General features: G+C 57.3%; 1 protein-coding gene and 1 pseudogene. Both read left to right on the top strand.

Annotation, left to right across the window (positions count from 1 at the left end):
- The coding region (locus B2W52_RS02035) for a glutamine--tRNA ligase/YqeY domain fusion protein (protein WP_286801096.1) at positions 1–1,477 on the top strand (1,477 nt) is incomplete at its 5' end.
- Positions 1,474–1,998 (top strand): annotated as a pseudogene (locus B2W52_RS02030) (class I tRNA ligase family protein); the annotation flags it as partial. The gene B2W52_RS02035 and the pseudogene B2W52_RS02030, both read left to right, overlap by 4 nt.

Genomic DNA, 1,998 nt, shown 5'->3' with positions numbered 1-1,998 from the left:
CGACACCAACCCGGAAAAGGAAAACCAGGAATACATCGACGCCATCAAGCAGGATGTGGAATGGCTTGGTTACGAGTGGGCCGGGGACGTGCTTTATGCCTCGGATTACTTTGATGCGCTTTATGAATTTGCCGAGGAACTGATTACCCGGGACAAGGCCTACGTGTGCGCCCTGACGGCCGATGAAATGGCCGAGTACCGGGGCAGCCTGAAAGAGCCGGGCAGAAACAGCCCCTACCGGGATCGCCCCGTGGAGGAGAGCTTGCAGATGTTCCGCGACATGCGGGACGGCAAGTATCAGAACGGCGAACTGGTGCTGCGGGCCAAGATCGATATGTCTTCTCCGAACATCAACATGCGGGATCCGATTCTTTATCGCATCCGCTACGCCGAACATCACCAGACCGGGAACAAGTGGTGCATCTACCCGATGTATGACTTCACCCATCCCATTTCGGATGCCTTGGAGGGGATTACCCACTCCCTGTGCACGCTGGAATTCGAGGACCACCGGCCGCTGTATGACTGGGTTCTGGATAACATCTCCGGCCCCTGCCACCCGCGCCAGATCGAGTTTGCGCGGCTGAATCTGAACTACACCATCACCTCCAAGCGGAAGCTCAAGCGTCTGGTGGATGAGAATGTAGTTGATGGCTGGAACGATCCGCGTATGCCAACCATTTCCGGTATGCGCCGGCGTGGCTACACGCCGGAGTCCATCCGCACCTTCTGCGACATGATCGGGGTGAACAAGGCCGGCGGCACTGTGGATGTGGGCATGCTTGAGCACGCCATTCGCGAAGACCTCAACACCCGGGCCCCGAGAGCCATGTGTGTGATGCGCCCGTTGAAAGTCACGCTGACCAATTACCCGGCGGATCAAAGCGAAACGCTCACCTTGCCAGTGCACCCGCAAAATCCGGATATGGGCGAGCGGGAAGTGCCCTGGACCCAGACTCTGTATATCGACCGGGAAGATTTCGAAATGGAGCCGCCGCGTAAATGGAAGCGGCTGGCCCCGGACCAGGCAGTACGCCTCCGTGGCGGCTATGTGATGACCTGCCGGGAAGTGATTCGTGACGACAGTGGCCAGATTGTCGAGCTCAAGTGTGAGTACGATCCCAACACCCTGGGCGTCAATCCCGAGGGCTACAAACCGAACGGCGTGATTCACTGGGTTTCGGCGAGTGACAGTGTAGAGGCAGACATCAATCTGTATGACCGCCTGTTTAACCACGAGTCGCCGGACAGTGACAAGGAAGGCGATCTGATGGATCACCTGAATCCGGAATCGCTGGTGGTTCTCAAAGGCGCGCGCGTCGAAAAGAGTCTTGTCGCGCCCCGTATGGATCTTCCATACCAGTTCGAGCGGGAAGGCTACTTCTTCTGTGATCAGGCCCATACCGAGGCTGCCGGTCGGCCGGTATTCAACCGCACTGTTACGCTCAGGGATTCCTGGGGCAAGGGGGGCAAGTGATCCGCATCTACAATACTCTGACCCAACAGAAGGAAGAGTTTCGGCCAATTGAGCCTGGCAAGGTCCGGATGTACGTCTGCGGTATGACAGTCTATGACTACTGCCACCTGGGGCATGCCCGGGTGCTGGTAGCCTTTGATGTGATTACCCGTTACCTGCGTCATCGCGGTTACGACGTGAACTATGTTCGCAATATCACCGATATTGACGACAAGATCCTGCGCCGTGCGGATGAAAACGGTGAGCCCTATGACGANNCTCACGGACCGGATGATCAAAGCCATGCACGAAGACGAAGCCCGTCTCGGCGTGCTGTCACCGGATGAAGAGCCCCGAGCTACCGCGTATATCGACGAAATTATCGCGATGATCCACAAACTGATTGCCGGCGGCCACGCCTACGCAGCGGACAATGGTGACGTCTACTTTTCGGTCGATTCCTTCGATGACTACGGCAAGCTCAGCAAGAAAAAGCTGGAGGATCTTCTGGCGGGCGCGCGGGTGGATGTTCAGGAAGCCAA

The sequence above is a fragment of the Marinobacter sp. UBA2498 genome, assembly GCF_002341575.1.
Lineage (GTDB): Bacteria > Pseudomonadota > Gammaproteobacteria > Pseudomonadales > Oleiphilaceae > Marinobacter > Marinobacter manganoxydans.
The sequence above is the reverse complement of the archived record's forward strand: the minus strand, read 5'-3'. Positions and strand labels throughout refer to the sequence as shown.